This window comes from Streptomyces sp. NPDC017991 (assembly GCF_044328075.1).
In the GTDB taxonomy this organism is placed as follows: Bacteria; Actinomycetota; Actinomycetes; order Streptomycetales; family Streptomycetaceae; genus Streptomyces.
The window spans coordinates 24,856-41,555 of sequence record NZ_JBIRGP010000020.1 but is presented as its reverse complement, the minus strand read 5'-3'; the positions used below and the strand labels follow the sequence as shown (position 1 = coordinate 41,555).

Annotated in this window: 16 protein-coding genes; 9 read left to right on the top strand and 7 right to left on the bottom strand. The window is 70.0% G+C overall.

Annotated features, from left to right (window positions below; translation table 11 throughout):
* Nucleotides 1-84: 84 nt before the first annotated feature.
* The 3 genes from ACH4DZ_RS40995 to ACH4DZ_RS40985 form a co-directional block, all read right to left on the bottom strand.
* Complete coding sequence (locus ACH4DZ_RS40995; RefSeq protein WP_398294299.1) at nucleotides 85-1,698, bottom strand: hypothetical protein; 1,614 nt, start codon at nucleotides 1,696-1,698, stop codon at nucleotides 85-87.
* Between the two features lie 68 nt (nucleotides 1,699-1,766).
* Complete coding sequence (locus tag ACH4DZ_RS40990; RefSeq protein WP_398294297.1) at nucleotides 1,767-2,636, bottom strand: DciA family protein; 870 nt, start codon at nucleotides 2,634-2,636, stop codon at nucleotides 1,767-1,769.
* Nucleotides 2,637-2,645: 9 nt separating this feature from the next.
* The gene (locus tag ACH4DZ_RS40985; RefSeq protein ID WP_398294295.1) at nucleotides 2,646-4,154 is read right to left on the bottom strand and encodes a transcriptional regulator; all 1,509 of its coding nucleotides are present in this window, start codon (nucleotides 4,152-4,154) and stop codon (nucleotides 2,646-2,648) included.
* Between the two features lie 1,166 nt (nucleotides 4,155-5,320).
* Between ACH4DZ_RS40985 and ACH4DZ_RS40980 the strand changes: the two genes are divergently transcribed.
* Both ACH4DZ_RS40980 and ACH4DZ_RS40975 read left to right on the top strand, forming a co-directional pair.
* On the top strand, nucleotides 5,321-5,968 hold the full coding sequence (locus ACH4DZ_RS40980) for an HAD family hydrolase (protein ID WP_398294293.1): 648 nt from the start codon (nucleotides 5,321-5,323) through the stop codon (nucleotides 5,966-5,968).
* A 4-nt stretch (nucleotides 5,969-5,972) separates the two neighbouring features.
* Nucleotides 5,973-6,809, top strand: coding sequence for a DUF1932 domain-containing protein (locus tag ACH4DZ_RS40975; protein WP_398294291.1), 837 nt, complete (start codon nucleotides 5,973-5,975; stop codon nucleotides 6,807-6,809).
* A gap of 7 nt (nucleotides 6,810-6,816) precedes the next feature.
* Here the strand turns inward: ACH4DZ_RS40975 and ACH4DZ_RS40970 are convergent, their stop codons facing one another.
* From ACH4DZ_RS40970 to ACH4DZ_RS40955, 4 genes are all read right to left on the bottom strand, one after another.
* Nucleotides 6,817-7,386 carry a guanylate kinase gene (locus ACH4DZ_RS40970; protein WP_398294289.1) on the bottom strand — a complete coding sequence of 190 codons (570 nt, stop codon included), beginning with the start codon at nucleotides 7,384-7,386 and terminating at the stop codon, nucleotides 6,817-6,819.
* Nucleotides 7,383-8,417 (bottom strand): AAA family ATPase, encoded by a 1,035-nt coding sequence (locus ACH4DZ_RS40965; RefSeq protein WP_398294287.1) that lies wholly within the window; start codon nucleotides 8,415-8,417, stop codon nucleotides 7,383-7,385. Before ACH4DZ_RS40965 ends, ACH4DZ_RS40970 begins: the two co-directional genes overlap by 4 nt.
* Nucleotides 8,418-8,754: 337 nt before the next feature.
* On the bottom strand, nucleotides 8,755-9,519 hold the full coding sequence (locus tag ACH4DZ_RS40960; protein ID WP_398294285.1) for a GntR family transcriptional regulator: 765 nt from the start codon (nucleotides 9,517-9,519) through the stop codon (nucleotides 8,755-8,757).
* A 3-nt stretch (nucleotides 9,520-9,522) separates the two neighbouring features.
* Nucleotides 9,523-10,068 carry a UTRA domain-containing protein gene (locus ACH4DZ_RS40955; protein ID WP_398294283.1) on the bottom strand — a complete coding sequence of 182 codons (546 nt, stop codon included), beginning with the start codon at nucleotides 10,066-10,068 and terminating at the stop codon, nucleotides 9,523-9,525.
* 221 nt (nucleotides 10,069-10,289) lie between these two features.
* Between ACH4DZ_RS40955 and ACH4DZ_RS40950 the strand changes: the two genes are divergently transcribed.
* From ACH4DZ_RS40950 to ACH4DZ_RS40920, 7 genes are all read left to right on the top strand, one after another.
* Nucleotides 10,290-10,679: a hypothetical protein gene (locus ACH4DZ_RS40950; RefSeq protein ID WP_398294281.1), complete on the top strand. Its 390-nt coding sequence runs from the start codon at nucleotides 10,290-10,292 to the stop codon at nucleotides 10,677-10,679.
* 319 nt (nucleotides 10,680-10,998) lie between these two features.
* Nucleotides 10,999-11,832 (top strand): hypothetical protein, encoded by an 834-nt coding sequence (locus tag ACH4DZ_RS40945; protein WP_398294279.1) that lies wholly within the window; start codon nucleotides 10,999-11,001, stop codon nucleotides 11,830-11,832.
* Nucleotides 11,833-11,992: 160 nt separating this feature from the next.
* Nucleotides 11,993-12,538: an ATP-binding protein gene (locus ACH4DZ_RS40940; protein ID WP_398294277.1), complete on the top strand. Its 546-nt coding sequence runs from the start codon at nucleotides 11,993-11,995 to the stop codon at nucleotides 12,536-12,538.
* Nucleotides 12,539-12,616: 78 nt separating this feature from the next.
* On the top strand, nucleotides 12,617-12,937 hold the full coding sequence (locus ACH4DZ_RS40935) for a WhiB family transcriptional regulator (RefSeq protein ID WP_398294275.1): 321 nt from the start codon (nucleotides 12,617-12,619) through the stop codon (nucleotides 12,935-12,937).
* Between the two features lie 199 nt (nucleotides 12,938-13,136).
* Entirely contained in the window at nucleotides 13,137-13,340 is a 204-nt protein-coding gene (locus ACH4DZ_RS40930) for a DUF5999 family protein (protein WP_398294418.1), read from the top strand.
* A 119-nt stretch (nucleotides 13,341-13,459) separates the two neighbouring features.
* Entirely contained in the window at nucleotides 13,460-13,831 is a 372-nt protein-coding gene (locus ACH4DZ_RS40925; RefSeq protein WP_398294273.1) for a hypothetical protein, read from the top strand.
* Nucleotides 13,832-13,969: 138 nt separating this feature from the next.
* The gene (locus ACH4DZ_RS40920; protein ID WP_398294271.1) at nucleotides 13,970-16,546 is read left to right on the top strand and encodes a hypothetical protein; all 2,577 of its coding nucleotides are present in this window, start codon (nucleotides 13,970-13,972) and stop codon (nucleotides 16,544-16,546) included.
* Nucleotides 16,547-16,700 lie beyond the last annotated feature (154 nt).

Below are 16,700 nucleotides of genomic sequence, written 5' to 3'. Positions count from 1 at the left end.
CCCGTATCAAGGGCGCGCCGACTGGTGTGCGGCGAGGACCTGGTGGGATCCGGCGAGCAGAGCGCACTACGGCGTCCGGCTTGGCTACGAGTGAGCCTTCTTCGATCGGGTGTATTTCTTGGCCAGCTCGACCCGTGCGCGGTGTGGGCCGCCCAGCGTGGTGCACCGCTGCTCGGGTTCCTGGCCGCAGTCGGGGCAGGTCACCTCGTACACCCGCCACTGCCGCCGCAACCGTTGCTGTTCCTTGCGTTCGTCGATGATCGGCTTCAGCCGCTCGTCGTGCGGCACCTGCCGCATCTCACCGGGCATGGCGTCGACGGCGCATTGCTGGCCGCTGCTCGCCCCGCAGCGCGGGCAGCGCCTCTCCAGCCACCGCTTCCGGGTAACTTGCTCATGGAGCTGCGGAAACCGCTTCTCTTGCCCGGGCTGGAGAGGGCCTGCGGCGTGACGTACACGCTCCCTCCAGGCTTTGACCTTTGCCTGACGATGCGGCCCGATACTGCCGGCCTCGCCTGCCGCCCGAAGCAGGTCACGGACCTTGATCCGCAGTACGTCCGGGTCCGGGTCGGGGGAAAGTTGGTCAAGGTCGTCGAGGATGGTGTTCAGGCGCTTGCTCCTGGTCGCCGCGATGGCGGTGAGGCAGCCGTCAGCCGCGTCGATCACGCGCTTCTCCTCCTCGGAACACGCGTCTTTGGCGGCTGTCTTAGCATGCCGCAACAACTTCTTGACCTTCCCAGCCCGCTTCTCAGCCACCGCCTGTTCCAGGCTGGCGAACAGCCCCCTGCGGGCCCCGACTTCTTTCTCGATCCAGAGGAGGCCAGAGCGCAGGGCGGCATCCAGCTGCTCCTGCAGCTGCGGGCTCAGGCCGGAAAGTTCCGGTATATCGCGGCATACCGAATCCGCCAGGGCGATGGACTCGGTTCGGCGGGCGTAGAGCAGTTTGCGCAGCAGCTCCCGTGCCCGGGTGTCCTGTGCCGTGTCCGTGTTCTGCCCCGGCGTCCACTTCGCGGGCGCCGCCGCGCTGCGGGCCCGGATGATCCGCTGAACCGCCGGCGTCGACAGCCCGCGCTCCGTCACCTCGCACTCCTCCAGGGCGAACCACTCGGTGCGCCGCGCGAAGGCCTCGGTACCGATCCGCACCCGCCTGCTCGTGCCTTCGCTGTCCAGGCGGATCCGGTGCACGTACCAACGCCGGATCAGCGTGTCCCGGTCGACCGGAACGCTCAGGCCGAGCACCGGCTCCAGGCCGCCGTCCCACACCGGCGCCACCACCTGGTTGAGGTGCACCCGCAGCGCGCCGCGCGGCCAGCGGATGTCGACGACGGAGCCGAGCGGGGCCCCGGCCGAGCCGGTGTACTCGATGCTCGCCTGCTCGCCGTGGCCGGCGAGCCAGGCTGTGGCCGCCGACCGCACATACAGGTGGTCGGCGCTGTTGACTCCGCGGGCGCGGCGGCCGCACAGGTGCGGGTGCCCGTCGGGGCCTGGGTGATGGGCGAAGTGACAGACCCGGTCGGTGTACAGCTTGGTGGTCAGCTGAAGACCGCACCCTCCGAGCAGCAGCCCGCACCAGAACGTGTCGTGCTCGTGACGGCGGCGGAAGGCGTCCAGCTCGATCGCCTCCAGCGGCAGCATCAGCGGATCTTCCGAGTCCGCACCGCCCAGAACCGCCGTCTGGATCTGCCGCTTGTCACCCCGCACGAACCCCCACCTTTCGTTCAAACTCATCCTGCCATCAACGACGTTGGCCTCACAGGCGATCGACGTGCTCAAGCCGTCGTACGCAGCGGGGCAGGCTCGGCAGGAACGGCCCCTGTCCCGGCCTGACGGGCGGCACGCTCCGCCCGGGCCCGGCGCAGCGCAAGAGCCCGGGTGGTCTCGGACTCGCGGCGGCGCTGGATGCGGGCTGCCTCGATCGGGGCCGACTGGTCGTCCGAGGATGTCTCCGGCTCCGGGAACGCGCGTCGGCTGAGCTCGCGCATCGCTCTGGTCTGCCGCTCGACTGCCTCCGCGATGCCCGGGTCCACCCGCCGTGCGGGGGCGACGGCCATGTGCGCGGCCAACGCCTGCTGATAGCCCGGCGCAGCCGTGTCCCTGGTCTCCACCGACGCCTGGGGTGTGGCCGCGGTCTGCGGGGCGGGTTCCGCCATACGGGGCGCGGGCGCGGCGCCGGCGGCCAGGACCCGCACGGCGCGGACGGCGTCGGTGCCGACCTCCTGGTTCGCTGCGGTGATGATCCGGGTGGTGATCAGGCGCAGTTGGGTGGCGTAGGCGGGCGAGTCCGGGCGCAGGTCCAGCTGCCCGTTCTCCGGGTGGAATGCGACGGCCTGGACGTGGTCGGGCAGCCGGGATGAGATCGCGGCTGCGATGTCGGGCCAGCGGTCCAGGAGGCTGCCGCCGGCAGCCGGGATCGCCCAGGCCCGTTCCGCCATGAGGCCCTGGAGCACGGCGGCGAACCCGCTCGGCTCGCGGCCGTCGCGCTTCACGACATGCTGGTTGGGGCGGCGCGGCATCCGGGCTTCGGTCTCGCCCCGCTTGCGGGCGGCCTCGCGGGCGGCGTGCAGCGCGACCCGCGCGAGGTCGACACCGGACAGCTCGGGGCCGTCCGAGTCGGCCTGTTCGATCGTGGTCTCGGTCATCTCAGCCTCCTACCGGCGGGTGATGGTCATGAGCGAGCTGCGGGCGGCGCTTGCCAGCTGACGGGCGCGGCGCATCAGGTCCTTGCCGTAGAGGCGTTCGGCGGTCTCCGGGCCCATGGAGTCGACCGCCACGTCGATGAGGTCGGTCACGCCCCGCCTGAGCTCACCGCGCGCCTGGTCGCGCATCTGGTCAATCTGCGGGTCAGCCAGCCCCGGTTCCTCGCACCGGTCATCCACGCTGAGGACCTGGTCCTGGTCCTGGCTGCGGCCGCCGATCGCCACCTCCCTGACCTGGACCTGGGCGAAAGCGGCCTCCACCTCGAGCTGGACGGCGCGACTGGACGGGACTTCCCAGTCGCCCTCGTGCCGCTCGGTGCGGGCGCGGACCTGCCGGATGCGGTCACGGCGGGCGGCCTCCTGGGCGCCGCGCCACCGCTCGGTCGCGTCGGCCCGCTTGGCGGGGGTGTCCAGGACCGTCACCGCGTTCGACAGCAGCACGGCGAGCAGACCAGAGCCCCGGCGGACATGGGTCGCCTCGCCGCGCAGGTGCAGCCAGGCCTTCACGTCGGTCACGGTCCATCCGGCATCAGCGACGCTGCGGGCCACCCAGGCGATCCGGGGCACCGAGCAGCCGCGCAGCCAGTCCAGCTCCTGGGTGAGCTCCCTGGCCAGCTGGAAGCGCCGTCCAACGGCGTTCAGTTTCCGGCGACCGCCGGCCTTGGCCTTGGACTTCTTTGGGACGGGTGACTGGCTGCCCCCGCTTGCGAGCTTGCTCTCAGGGGGGAGAGAAGTGGTACCGGCAGTAGAAGAACCATCAGTACCACCCCCCATTGGGGTGCAACGCGACCCGGCCGAAACAGCAGTTACAGAGGCACCAGAAGTACCCTTCCGGGCAGCCCCCACCGAGGTCTTCGCCGACGTCTTCGAGCGCGGCCGGCGCACCCTCCGGGCCGCCTTAGCCGCCAGCTTCGCCATCAGCTTGCGGCCGGACTCCGCGATCCCCGTCACCCGTCGCCCGGTGCCCTCACCAGCCGTCCGGATGCCCAGCGCGGCATCGAACTCCGGCGGCAGCATCAGCGCGAACTCCGACGCCAGCGACGGCCCGCCCCGCTGCCGCGTGCCCTTCACGATGTAGGCAAGCAACCCGGTCTCCCGCAGAATCTGCACATGGTTCTGCACCGCCCGCTTCGTCAGGCCGGTGCGGCGCATCAGGTACTCGATCCCCGGACGGCACGGCGACAGCTCGCTGAGCAGCTGCGCGATGAACACTGTCGTCGGCCCGAACGACCGCGGCCCGTGCGACCGGCAGCGGCGCGGTTCGTACAAACCCGAACCCGCCACCCAGTGCACCCCCTGCATCCAGGAGTAGCCATCCGGCGCGATCCGGCCCGTCGACGTCGACAGCCACTGGTTCGCCTCCGGCACGTACAGCGCGGGCAGCACAGCGACCGCGATGTCGTCGACCGACGAACGCGCAGCGGGAATCATCGCGGCGGCTGGCGCCGCCACGGCACTCACTGGCCCACCCGGAGGGACGTCAGAACACGATCCATCGGGCGACCATGAACCAGGTCACCTGTGGATAGATTCCGCCGAGCGGCAGCGGGCCTGTGGACAACGGGATCGGTCGCGGGGCTGACGGCGGCCGGGATGAAGGGGTGCACACCTGCTACAGGTGTCGCGATCGACTCCGGTGTGACAGTGGACAGGCACCAGATCGAGAAGACGTCCCGAACAGCGGGACGTACCGGGTAAATCAGGCTGTGAGATTGCGCGAGACGGGACGTCATGGGTGTGCAAAAGAGCATGAAACAGGCATGAGTGGGCTGGCGAAAGCCCGAGTAGTCGTGCAGAATGACGACGCCTCCTTCTTGGAAGGTGGGCATGACGAAGCCCCTCCTGTGAAGGGGGTGCTTCTGGTTCTGGAGAACCGAGAGTTGAACCGCTCGCAGCCGGTTGGCGCCGGGGCGGGCAGCTCCTCCAAGAGGCGGGCAACCTCACGGAGAGCAGATGGGCGCTGGACCTGGTGACGGGCAATCACCAAGGGCCAGTCGGCCCGGGGCGGCCTGAAGTCCTGCGATGCAGGCGCCGCCCCCGAAGACCTACGTCATCCCGACCCCCTCAACCGAGGGGCTAACCGGGGTACGCGCGGACAGCACAAACGCCCCGTCGAAGGTCCAGCAACCGGCATGGCTGTTGGACCCACGGCGGGGTGCGGTGTGTCGGGTGACGGGTACGGGTACCCTGATCACGTCGGCACCTTCCTTCTTGCGAAAAGGGTGCTCGGCAGGCCCCAGGACCCCCACTACAAGGTCCGAAGGCCACGTGGCCCCTCCCGGCTTGCTCAAGGCCGGTAGACGGGGCCACTTTTCTGTTTGATCAACGCTGCCGGTCACTGTACCGGCCTCGCCGAACCCAGCACCGCCCCGGCCCATACGTGTCGCAAAGCCAGACGACCACTGACGGCCCCTCACGACCCGACACCTCCTGCCGAATTCGCGCCTCACCCGCATCAACTGCGCCGCGCGTACCACTGATCCGAGCAGGAATCGGCTCGTGATCCAAGCGATTTGCGCGAAAATCTCCGCGAATTCCACCGGGCGGAAAACAACCTGATCGTGGCGCCCGCCTGGCGGAACGTGCCAGCGATCACCCGTCCGGAGAACCCGGTACGGTTCCTGCCCGTGACCCGACTTGCTCTCTTCGACCTGGACGGCACGCTCATCGACCGGCAGACCGCGGTCGGAGACGCTCTTACCGAGCTGTGCCGTGCGCATGACTTCAACACCCCCACCGAGCAATGGCTGCGTGCAGCGCTGGTCGACCGAGCGAATCCCGACGACTTCGTCCGGCTGCGCGACATCTTCGGCATTGCCGTGTCCGCCGCGCAGTTGTGGCAGGAGTACGTCGACCTCATGGCGGCCGCCGTTACCTGTCGCCCGGAGGTCCTTGCGGGCCTGGCACGCCTTCGCGCGGCCGCATGGACGATCGGCGTCATCACCAACGGGGCCGGCGACATCCAGCGCACCAAACTCGCCAGGACCGGTCTCACCGGAATGGCCGACGGCGTCGCCGTCTCGGGCGACTTGGAGATCCGCAAGCCAGACCGGCGGCTCTTCGAACTCGCGGCCACCCGATGCGGCGTCAGCCTCGCAGACGGCGGCTGGATGGTCGGCGACAACCCGGCCGGGGACATCGGCGGCGGCCAGCGGGCCGGCCTGGGCACCATCTGGCTGCGCGGCCGCCCCTGGCCCGACGAACTCGCCACCCCGCACCACGTGGTCGACGACGTCACCGACGCCATCACCATCCTGCTCAACGAGACGGAGTAGCACCGTGGACCAGCCGACCGTCGGCATCCTCCACCCCGGCAGCATGGGCGCCGCCGTCGCCGCCTGCGCCGCAACCAACGCGACCGCGGTCCTGTGGTGTGAGAACGGGCGCAGCACCGCGTCCGTGGAGCGCGCCGCCCGGTTCGGGCTGACACCCGTGGCGACGCTGTCCGAGCTGCTGGACCGCAGCGACATCGTCATCAGCCTCTGCCCGCCGGCCGCTGCCGAGGACCTGGCCCGTGACGTCGCCGGGCACCGCTTCGCCGGAGTGTACGTAGAGGCGAACGCCATCAATCCCGAGCGAGCGAAACGGATCGCTGCGCTGCTCGACGGCGCGACCGTCGTGGACGGCAGCGTCGTCGGCTCCCCGCCGACCGGCGGCAAGACGCCCATCTTGTACCTGTCCGGCCCGGCCGTCGCGTCCGAGCGCATCGAGGCGCTGTTCGCGGGCACCGCCGTACGAACGGCGGTGCTGGGCACGGAGGTCGGGAAGGCATCCGCGCTGAAGCTGTCGTACGCCAGTTTCCAGAAGACATCGCGGGTGCTGGTGGCGCTCGCGGTCGGCATGGCGCGCGAGCATGGCGTCGACCAGGAACTCATAGAGATCACATCGAGGCGCACCGACTCGTACCTGTCCGAGCCGCAGTACGTCGCCAACACCGCGGCCCGGGCTTGGCGCTGGGGCCCCGAGCTGGAGGAAGCCGCCGACACCCTTGCGGCCGCCGGCCTTCCACCGGAGATGCTGCGCGCGGCCGCGTCCACGCTGGCACGGTGGAACGACGTCAAGGACGACAGCGAGCTCACGCTCACCGACGCCTTGGACCGACTCGCCCAGCCGTAGCCCGCGCTCATCTTGTCGCCGCTCCTGCCCGCTGGGCCAGCAGCTGATCGATGAGCCGTGCCGCATCCTGCGGCTCCGACACCGCGGTGTCCACGGTCAGGTCCCAGACCATGCCCGGGTGCGCGTCCAGGTCCTCGAGAGTCGCGTCCCACGCCGCCAGACGTGCCGCGGTGTCGCTGTCGCCTCGCCCCGCAGACCGCTGCTCGGTCACCTCACGCGGGCACCACAGCAGCACCACTGACCAGCCGGCCGGATAGCCGTCGATCAGCGCTCGGATGCCGTCGACCTGCCCGAGATGCACCACAGGCACCCCGGCCGCGAACGCGGCGTCGACGCCAGGCCGGTCGACCGCGTACGTGTTGCCGTACCGCGCGTTCGCGTAGACGACGTCGCCCGCAGCCTCCAGCTTGCGCAGCTGCTCCGCCGTGCCCATCCGGTAGCCGTCCGACTTGCCCGTCCCGACCTTGAGCCGCGCGAACTGCACGTACCTGGAGTCGAGTCCGCTGAGCGCGGCGGTGACGGTGTCCTTGCCCGAGGCAGGCGGGCCGTAGAGGATCACGCCCTGCTTCTCCGTCACGCGTACATCGCCCCCATCGCCTGCCGGGCCTGGTCCGCGAGGCTCACTGCAGTTCCCAGCCGGTTGTCCACGACCAGATGCGGGACCGCCGGGCGCAGATCCAGGTCGATCGTGGCCATGTACTCGGCCCAGCGCTGGAGCTTCCACGCGTCCCGGGCGGCGGAGCGGAAGGTGATGTACTCCCGCATCGACTCCTCATCGCAGCGGACCCACACCGGGAAGACGTCGACGCCTAGGGCCGCTGCCCTGTTGGACAGACGCTGCATCCAGGCAGCGCTGGTCAGCTCCGAGATGAACGGGGCGGAGAGTACCGTGCTGATCCCACACTTGATGTTGGCCATGGCTGACTGCATGAGGCAGTCGTACTCCACCGGCCGGACCCGCTCCCGATAGAGCTCGGTATGCCGATCGTTCGGGTCACCGCCAAGCGCGACCAGAAGCTGTTCCACCAGCGGCCTGGTGAGCGGGTCCTTGTCGAGCAGCGGCCAGCCGGTGAGCTGGACGAAGAACCTCGCCAGCTCGGTTTTGCCGCTCCCGGCGTAGCCGCCGACCAGGATCAGTACGGGGCGGTGCGGATCGCCCCCGGTGTGTCTGCGCTTCCAGGCGTCGATGATGCGCTGCTGGAGAGCGACATGCCCGGCGTCTGTACTGCCGGGCGAGATGCGATGAATGGCCCGTTCGACAGCCAGGACGTGTGCGCCGTTGAGACTGTCCTTCACCGGTGTGAGCTTGAAGGACGTTTCTTCATCGGGCAGAGCGTTCCGGAAACCCAAGTCAGGCTCAGTGGCCCGGTAGAGGAGGCAGTAGGCGCGGCGGTAGTGCGGGCCCGGGTAGACCTCGCCCTGCTCGTGCTGCCACAGGGTCTGAGGATTTGCCGCCGGGATTCCCTTTAGCTTGGCTTGCTCAGCAACCGCGCGCAGCCGCTCGCCAGCCTGCTCCAGCGTCAACCCGTGCGACTCTCGCTGCTCGTGCAGTCGCTCGGGCCTCCACCCCAGGTGCTTCCCCACGCCGGTGACCTCCGTATTTCCCATGGCCCGGACCCTATGGCCGGAGCCCAAAATCCCGTGTGTATGCGGATGTTGAAAACGTGTGAACGAGGCCGTGCACAGGCTTCGACAAACCGCTGTGATGTTCCGTCTCCTTCGACGCCAGTGTGATGGAGCCCACAAGTTGCAGTAGTCGAAGGGGTGCAGAGACGTGGGTGTTGAGGTCTACGACGGTCGTGGTCACCACCTCTTACGCCGGCTGTCAGCCGGCCAAGGGTTGGCTCGCGCTCGATCAACGTATCACCTTAAGCGGATTCCGCTTAAGGGCGGATCGATGGAAAGGCGCCCCGGCCTTAAAGCTTGGGGCACCTGGGAGGCGACATCACACCACGCTGAGCCGGTACCTCATGCGGTAGCGGTGCGCAGCTTTCGCAAGAAGGGACACTTCGATCGGGCGGTCGTTATCCGAGTAGACGACACGGAACGTCAACAGCACCGGCATGTCCTTGGGGAGCTGGAGGGCCACTACCTCGTCCTCTGTGGGAATCTCCGAGGAAACCTCGTCGATGAACTCGCGCGGCGGGTAGCCCAGTTCGCTCAGAAGCGTGGGGGTGCCCCCACGGATCTTCCGGCGCTCCATCATCGCCGTACCTTCAGCCAGCCCAAGGGGGTAGTACGACCGCGTGAGCTCGGTGGGTTCCTCGTCCAGGAGCAGCACCTGTTTACGCAAAAGGGCACGCTCGTCTTGCTCCAGCCCGAGCGCTTGGGCGACTTCCCTTGGCGGTGTGACCACAGCTACGTCCATCAGCTTGGACGAACCTCGCTGCGAGCGCTTCGCGGCCTCACTGATCCATCGGTAAGGCTCTCCAGTGGTGGCGGGCGGCATGTACACCGCTGGGGAGATGGCCTGCTGAGTACTGCCCTTGACGAACACACCCCTGCCGGGTTGACCGACCAGGAGCTCTTCCTCCTTCAGCATCAGGAGAGCCTTCTGCACCGTGGTACCCGCGACGCCATACTGCTCCATCAAGGCAGGGGTCGACGGCAGTTGCGCTCCGGGAGCCAGATCCCCTCGGGTGATCTGGCGGCGCAAGCCTGCAGCGATCTTCTGGTGAGCCGACCGCTTATCGTCAAATGCTCTCGCCATGGGTCAGCTGGCCTGCTTCCTCTGTCGGTACTGCAGGTGCCGCGTCATGGTCATGACGCTGACTTCCATCGGCGTGCCGGTGGTGGACATGGTGAATCGGGTCAAGACCAGTACGGGTGCGCGTGCCGGCAGGTCGAGCTCCTCACGCTCGCGCGCAGTCGCAGTGGATGCTGCAACGTCTTCAAGGGGTTCGCTTTCAGGGGTGAAGCCCAGCTTGGCAAGCAGCGTTACTGCGCCACCTGGAATCTTTTTCGCGTTCGCGAGCGGGGTGCCTCGGGCGATGTGCGCCGGGTAGTACGAGTCGGCAAGCTCGACGGGTTGGTCGTCCAGTGTGATCAGGCGACGGCGAACCACGACCATCTCACTGGGGTGAATGCCGAAAAAGTCACGCACTGGCTGTGGCGCCTCTACCTCCTGAACTGCCAGAAGGCGCTGGCCGCCCCGTCGGCCGCGTGCTGCCGCCTCGGCGCTCCAGGCGTCGCCCTGTCCTGCTTCGCGTGGCAGGAGGTACGGCTGCGCTTCACCCATCCATGCATCGTCGCTGCTCACGACTCATCCCCTTGGATCGTCCAGACCTTCTCCAAACCCTAATCCCCTGACGCTTCAGCCATCATGGCGCCTGCGACACCTTGCCACCTTAAGGCGCATGCACTTATGGTCGCACTTAGGTCATCTCGCGAGAGATGGATTGCCTGAAGACGCCTGTTTTGATCTGCCCGAATCGCATGGCCCGCCTCTGCGCGACCTCCTACCGAAGGGAGCTCCACCTCGTGAACGTCACTCGCCGCCCCGTCTCCAGCCTCGCCACCGAGGACTACGACGCTGAGACACAGGACCTGCTGGACGCGATCGAGGTGGGGCTGCCGGACTTCGGCGACACCGGTCTGGTTGACCTGGACGTCGCCTTCGGTACACCACTAGCGATGTACGAGGCCGGCCTCCTGCCCGACGAGCGGCTGGAGGGCCTGGACATCGAGGCGACGATCGAGGCGATCGAAGCCAGGGAGAACCGGATGCTCGCCGCCCGTGACATCGCGGCCACCGACCCGACCATCGCCCGTTTCGTGCGTGAGCGTCTGGTCGACGTCCTTCTCCCCTATGCCGCGCAGCTGAATACTGCCCAGCTGGCCTCCGCCACGGCTTTGCCTGCCGCAGCCTGACCTTCCCCCTCGCCGGGTCTTCGGACCCGGCTCCCCCACCCGGAACCGCTCCTGTGGACGGCGCCGGATGAGGGAGCCGGAACCTCGGTCCCTCACAGAACCACAGCCAAACAGCAGGAGTCACCGTCTCTCCGGAGGCGGCGGCAATGGGGTTGAGCCCGCGCTCCCCCGGTCGACGGCACCTGTACCGAATAGCTCCACCCGAACCACCCCTGAACAGCGAAGTTGCGCTGTCTGTCCGCCAGGATCCCCGGCCGTCAGGTCGGCCTGGCGCGGCAGAGAGGGCAGCACTCGCCTCACTCGCCCGGAAAGGAACGCGATGGCGAAGAACCACAAGCGACCAGGCCGGACCCGCACCAAGCGCGACAACCGCCGCGAGCCGATGCTGCTCAGCAAGATCGACCCCCAGGAGATCAACATCCGTGAGGGCGAGATCAAGTCGATCGTCTGCCCCGACTGCCGCACCTGGCGGCGGCTGATAGGCGAGACGAAGCTGGTGATCCGTGATCACTGCATCAGCGACAAGGTCGCCGAAGGCCACAAGCACGTCCGGTGCGACGGAAGCAACCAGGTCGTCCAGCTCGACATCCCGATTGAGCAGTGGAGCGAGTCGATGCTCGCTGCCGACAGCACGGCCACCGGACGTCGCTCCGCTCGCCAGCACTACAAGCCGCTCCCGGCCCCGGCCAAGCCCATCACCAAGCTGGCCGTGCCCACCGCGCAGGCGGCCCTAGCCGCTTACCGAGAGCACTTCAAGAAGTGCCAGGCCAGCGGCGTGTCCGGGCGTTGCACTGGTATGCAGCGTTGTGCCGCCGGGGCCAGGCTCGCCACGCTCTACGAGCAGCGCAAGGTGCTCGATCGTGAGCGAGCCCGATTCGACCGCTCCTACAGGGCGGCTGCTTTGACGAATACCGCAGTCGAGTGGGCCAAGCACCACGAGGCCACGGTGAGCGTGAAGGCGGGCACGGCCAAGCGCAGCGGTACGGCGGTCGAAGAGGCCAACAACGCCTGCCGGATGCGACAGGCCGACACGGTCTCCGAGTTCCGCGGCCCCCAGCTTCCGCTGGCGCCGAAGGACGCGGCGGTGCACGAGCAGAGGCAGGCCGAACTAGGCAAGCAGTACGCACGGAGGAAGGCCACGTCAACCGCCTGAACTGCACCGCGACGAACGCCCACGGCCCCGGCCGACCCGATCACCGCGGGTCGGCCGGGGCCGTGGCTGCTCGTACGACAGCCAAAACGAGCGGCCCCGGGATCGCACCCCAGGGTCGTTCAGCAGGTCAATCCGTGAGAGGAAAACCTTGGCTCCCATCATGACATCTCCCGCGCCTCCCGGCGCACAGGCGAACAGCACCCCGGACATGGACGACATGCTGCGCCGGGCCCGCACGGACGACCAGCGCCGTGCGCAGCGGCCGGCGCTTCCGGCCCGCGTTCCCGGCCTGTACGTCCAGCACTGCGACCGCGGCTTCGTCGCCCACATCACGGCCTCCGAGTCCGCCTTCAGCACGGTGCGCGGCCTGACCGCGTCGGTGCCGACGGCATACGGGGCCGCCCAGACGACCGCCGACACCGCCGCGTGGCTCGTCTCCGAACTGCTCGGCAACGCCGTGCGGGCCTGCGGTGATCACGTGCCGCTGGTCGTAGAGGTCTACGTCACCGGACGCAGCGTCCAGGTGAACGTGCACGACCCCGCCGCCCATCTGCTGCCACGCCGCAGCGCGGTGGCGGTGGCGATGGACAGCGAGACCGCGGAGTCCGGGCGCGGCCTGGGCCTGCTGGACGTGCTGGCGCCCGGCTGGGACGTCGCGTCCTCCCCGGTCGGCAAGCAGATCCGCTGCCACATCGACGCCAGGTAGTACAGCCCGCCACCAACCCATGAGGCAGCCCTGGAATCCCCGGGGCTGCCTCGTACCTGGACCTTCTGGGAGGCCCACATGAAGCGACTGTCCGTAGCCCTCGTACTCAGCCACACCTACGCGCCCCTCTCCACCGACGCACCGGCCCGGCCCCGGCCAGCCTGCGTCGACGAGGACCCCGAGTTGTTTTTTCCGATCGGGGACACCGGCCCGGCGCTGCTCCAGATCGAGGATGCCAAGGCCGTCTGCCGTCGCTGCCCTGTGATGGAGTCCTGCCTTCAGGGCGCGCTGGAGCGGGGCGAGGAAGCAGGGGTGTGGGGCGGGCTCTCCGAGAAGGAACGCCGCTCCCTCAGGCGCCGCACGGCCCGCAAGCGCGCACAGGCTGCCTCCGCCGCCTGACGCCCGCCGGACGGGAGCGACAGTCAACTCCCCGCCCGTACTACGCAGTTCCACCAGGCCGGTCGCCCGCCGTACGGGCGGCCGGCCTTTCGCACGTGTCCAGCCCGGGAAAGCCTCGGGCTTCTTCCCCTCGCCAGGAGAGCTCATGCAGCGCAGCACCCAGCTCGACACCGCGACGACCACCACCGGCGCCTCCCGGATGCCGGACTCGCAGTGCGGGCACACCCCGAAGTGCCCGTCGGCCGCCAGCTCCGACCGGGAGGCCGCGCAGGTTGTGTCCGCTCACCCGGAGCAGGGCTGGAGCCTGCTGTGCAACGCCCTGGTGCTGTTCGAGGACACCGGGGAGCTGCTGCCCGACGGCCAGATCATCGCCCCGCACCGGCCCCTCGTGGCCACGGTCTGACGGCTGCCTGATCCGCCCGCACCGACCGCCGAACTCGGCGGCCGGGTCGGGCGGTGACTGAGAGCCGGACAGCCCGGACACCCGGCCCCGCGCCGGTGCACGCGATACGAGGAGAGCCCATGGCACAGCCGCAGACGCAGGTCGTCCAGCCGAAGACCACCTACATCAAGGGCGACTTGGTCCTGTTCCGCGACGTTGAACGCTTCTGGCTCGGTCTTCCCGGCCACACGTTCGTCGGCCGGGTGGAGCGGTCCTGGCGGCACGCCGACACCCGCAAGGTCCTCTACGACCTGACCGAGCTGAGCGGCAACCGCGCCCGCGCCGGGATCGACCCCGACTACATGCGGCCGCTCCCGGCGGCCGACGCGATGCACGACATCGACACCGCGCCGCTGAGCGAGCCGGACACCGGGGCGATGACCCCGGCCGCCGTCGCCTGGCTGCGCCAGCACCTCGTACAGGACGCCGCCGCGCTGCCCGCCCGAAGCTGACCACCCCAGCACAACGGCCCTCCGAGTCCCCGGCATTTCAGCTGCCGGGGCCCCGGAGGGCCTGGTCACGACCCTACCCACCGCCGTAGATCCACGGTGACCTCTTGCACGAGGCGCCCGGAAGAGAGAGGACACCCCGTGGCCACCAAGCCCGCCACCCGCCGCCGGCGCCAGCCCGCGGCGAACGCGAAGTCCCGAGGCACCGGGCGCGCCAAGGCCCCGGCGACGCCGGCCTCCATTCCTGCCCAGGACGCCGCCTCCGAGGAGACGGTGCCGCTGGTCTTCCCGGAGGCCGACCTGGTCCTGGCCGATGCCGCCGACCGCGCCGCCGACCTCCGGGACCAGGCCGCCGACGACGTCGCGCGGATCCTCGCCGACGGCCAGGTGCTCGCCACCGAGCTGCTGGACGGCGCCCGCACCGAGGCGGCCTCGATCACGGAGGCCGCCTCGGTGGAGCAGTCCCGCCTCCTGGTCGCCGCCGCGACGGACGCCGACCGGGTCCGGACGGAGGCCGCCACCACCGCGGCCGCCGACGCGGACCAGGTCCGCGCTGCCGCCGAAGCCACGGCGGAGCAGCTGCTCGCCGACGCGCGCGTGGAGGCCGACACCGTCACGACGACGGCGACCAGTGAGGCCGAGAAGGTCCTCGCCGACGCCAACGCGGCTGCCGAGCAGCTGCTCGCCGACGCCCACCGCCAGGCGCAGGAGGTCGCCACCACGGCGGCCGCCCAGGCGCAGCAGGTCCGCACCGAGGCCGCGCAGACCGCCGCGAAGGCCCTCGCCGACGCGGAGACGCGGCGCACCGAGCTGCTCGCGGCTGCGGAGCGCACCGCGGCACAGACCCGCACCCGCGCCACCACCGACGCCGACCAGCTCCTTCAGCAGGCTCGGGGCGAGGCCGACCGGCTGCGCAAGAGCGCGGACGCCCAGGCCACGCAGGTGAAGGCCGGGGCGCAGAAGGCGGCAGCCGAGCTGCACGAGGACGCCACCCGCGAGCGGGAGGCGTCCCGTGCGGATGCGGCGCGTACGCGGACGCTGGCCAAGGAGGACATCGGCCGACTGCGGGCGACGGCGGCCGAGGACGCGGACCGTCTGACCCGCACCGCCCGCGAGGAGGCCGACCGCCTCCTGGCCGCCGCCCGCACCAAGCGGGACACGGACCTCAAGGAAGCCCAGCAGGCGCTGGCGCAGGCCCGGCTGCGGGAAGCGGACGCGGACGTCACGCTGAAGGCCGCCGACGACATGGTGGCCGAAGCCGCCGCCCGGATGAAGCGCGCCACCGACCGCACCGAGCGGGCGCTGGAACGCAAGCGCCTCAAGCTCGAGGCCAAAGAGGAGCGCCGGGACGCGAAGGAGGCCCGCAAGGCGAAGGCCCGGGAGCTGCGGGCCGCGGACCGCGCCGGGAAGCCGGCCGTGGCCGACCGCGTGAAGCAGTTCGTGAAGGTCAACGCGGAGCGGTTGATGGTGATCGGTCCGATCACCGCCCCGATGGCCGTCGCATGGACGGGCCAGGCAGGCTTCGCTGAGGACATCCTCGGCTGGGTCGTCCCCTTCACGATCCTGTTCGCCGCCGCCTGGGAGCTGTCGACGGCGTTCGTGGGCTGGATGTACCACCAGGCCCGCCAGGGCGGCGACTCCGGAACCCTCTACCGCGTCTCCACATGGCTCTTCGCCCTCGGGGCGGCAGTCATGAACTTCTGGCACGCCTCCGGGATGCCGGAGGAGGGCAGCCGGGTCTGGGACGCGAAAGCCGAGATCTGGACGGAGCAGATCACCTACTGGCACTTCACCCCGAAGGCGGTGGCGTTCGCCGCCATGAGCATCGTGGGGATGGTGCTGTGGGAGCTGTACGCCTCGCTGATCCACCGCCGCAAGCTCCGTGAGGACGGCAGGGTCGCCAAGGCCCGCCCGTCGATCGGGGCGGTCCGCTGGTTCCGCTACCCGGTCCACTCCTTCACCGCATGGTCGCTCGCGATCACCGACCCGCGCCTGACCACGCTGGACCGGGCCTGGACCGCAGCGGGCGCGGAGCTCGCGGACCGCAAGGCGGTCCGGACCGGTCTGGCCCTGCACCGGGTCGTCGTCCCCCGCCTCGCGGCCGACGACCACGGACCGGCCGCCATCCCCACCGTCCTGACCCTGACCCGCACGGACCGGCCCGGACCGCTGGACAGCATGGTTTTGGTCCGCCCGGTCCAGCACGGCGGGTATCCGGTCCGGTCCGGTCCGGGCGACCGGAACGCGGTCCACGGTCCGGTCCGGACCGCTGGAGCCACGGACCGGACCGGCGGACCGGCGCTCGCCCTGGAGGCCGGTCCGGCCGGACCACAGGGCGCTGACCTGCCGACCGGCCCCGGTCCGGACCGTGGTCCTCGGACCGTGCCCGCCACCCAGGGCCCTGCGGCCGGCCGGGGGGTGACGGTCCGGACCGCCAATGCCGCTCCCGGACCGCAGGAGCCGGACCGCACCGGACCGGCCGACCGGGAAGCCCCGGAAGGCGTCTTGGGTCCGGACCGTGGCGAGGACGGCGGTCCGGACCTCACGGTCATCACGCTCACGGACCTGGAGCGGACCGCGCTGGACCGGCTCCGGACCGCGAACGAGCCGCTGAACCGGACCAACATTGCCAAGGCGGTCCGGACCGAGGGCGGTTCCATCGCCACGGACCGCGCCGGACAGATTGCCGTCGCCCTCAAGCAGCGCACGGTCCGCTGACCGGACCGCCCGCACAACCGCCCTGCCGCTCATGGTCGCCCCCGGCCCGCGCTCGCACAGTCGAGCGCGGACCGGGGACGGCCACGGCCGGCAGGCCGCTCGCCCACACCCGCCCCGAGCGGGGCGTCGGCGAGGCACGACCGAGTACCGCCCC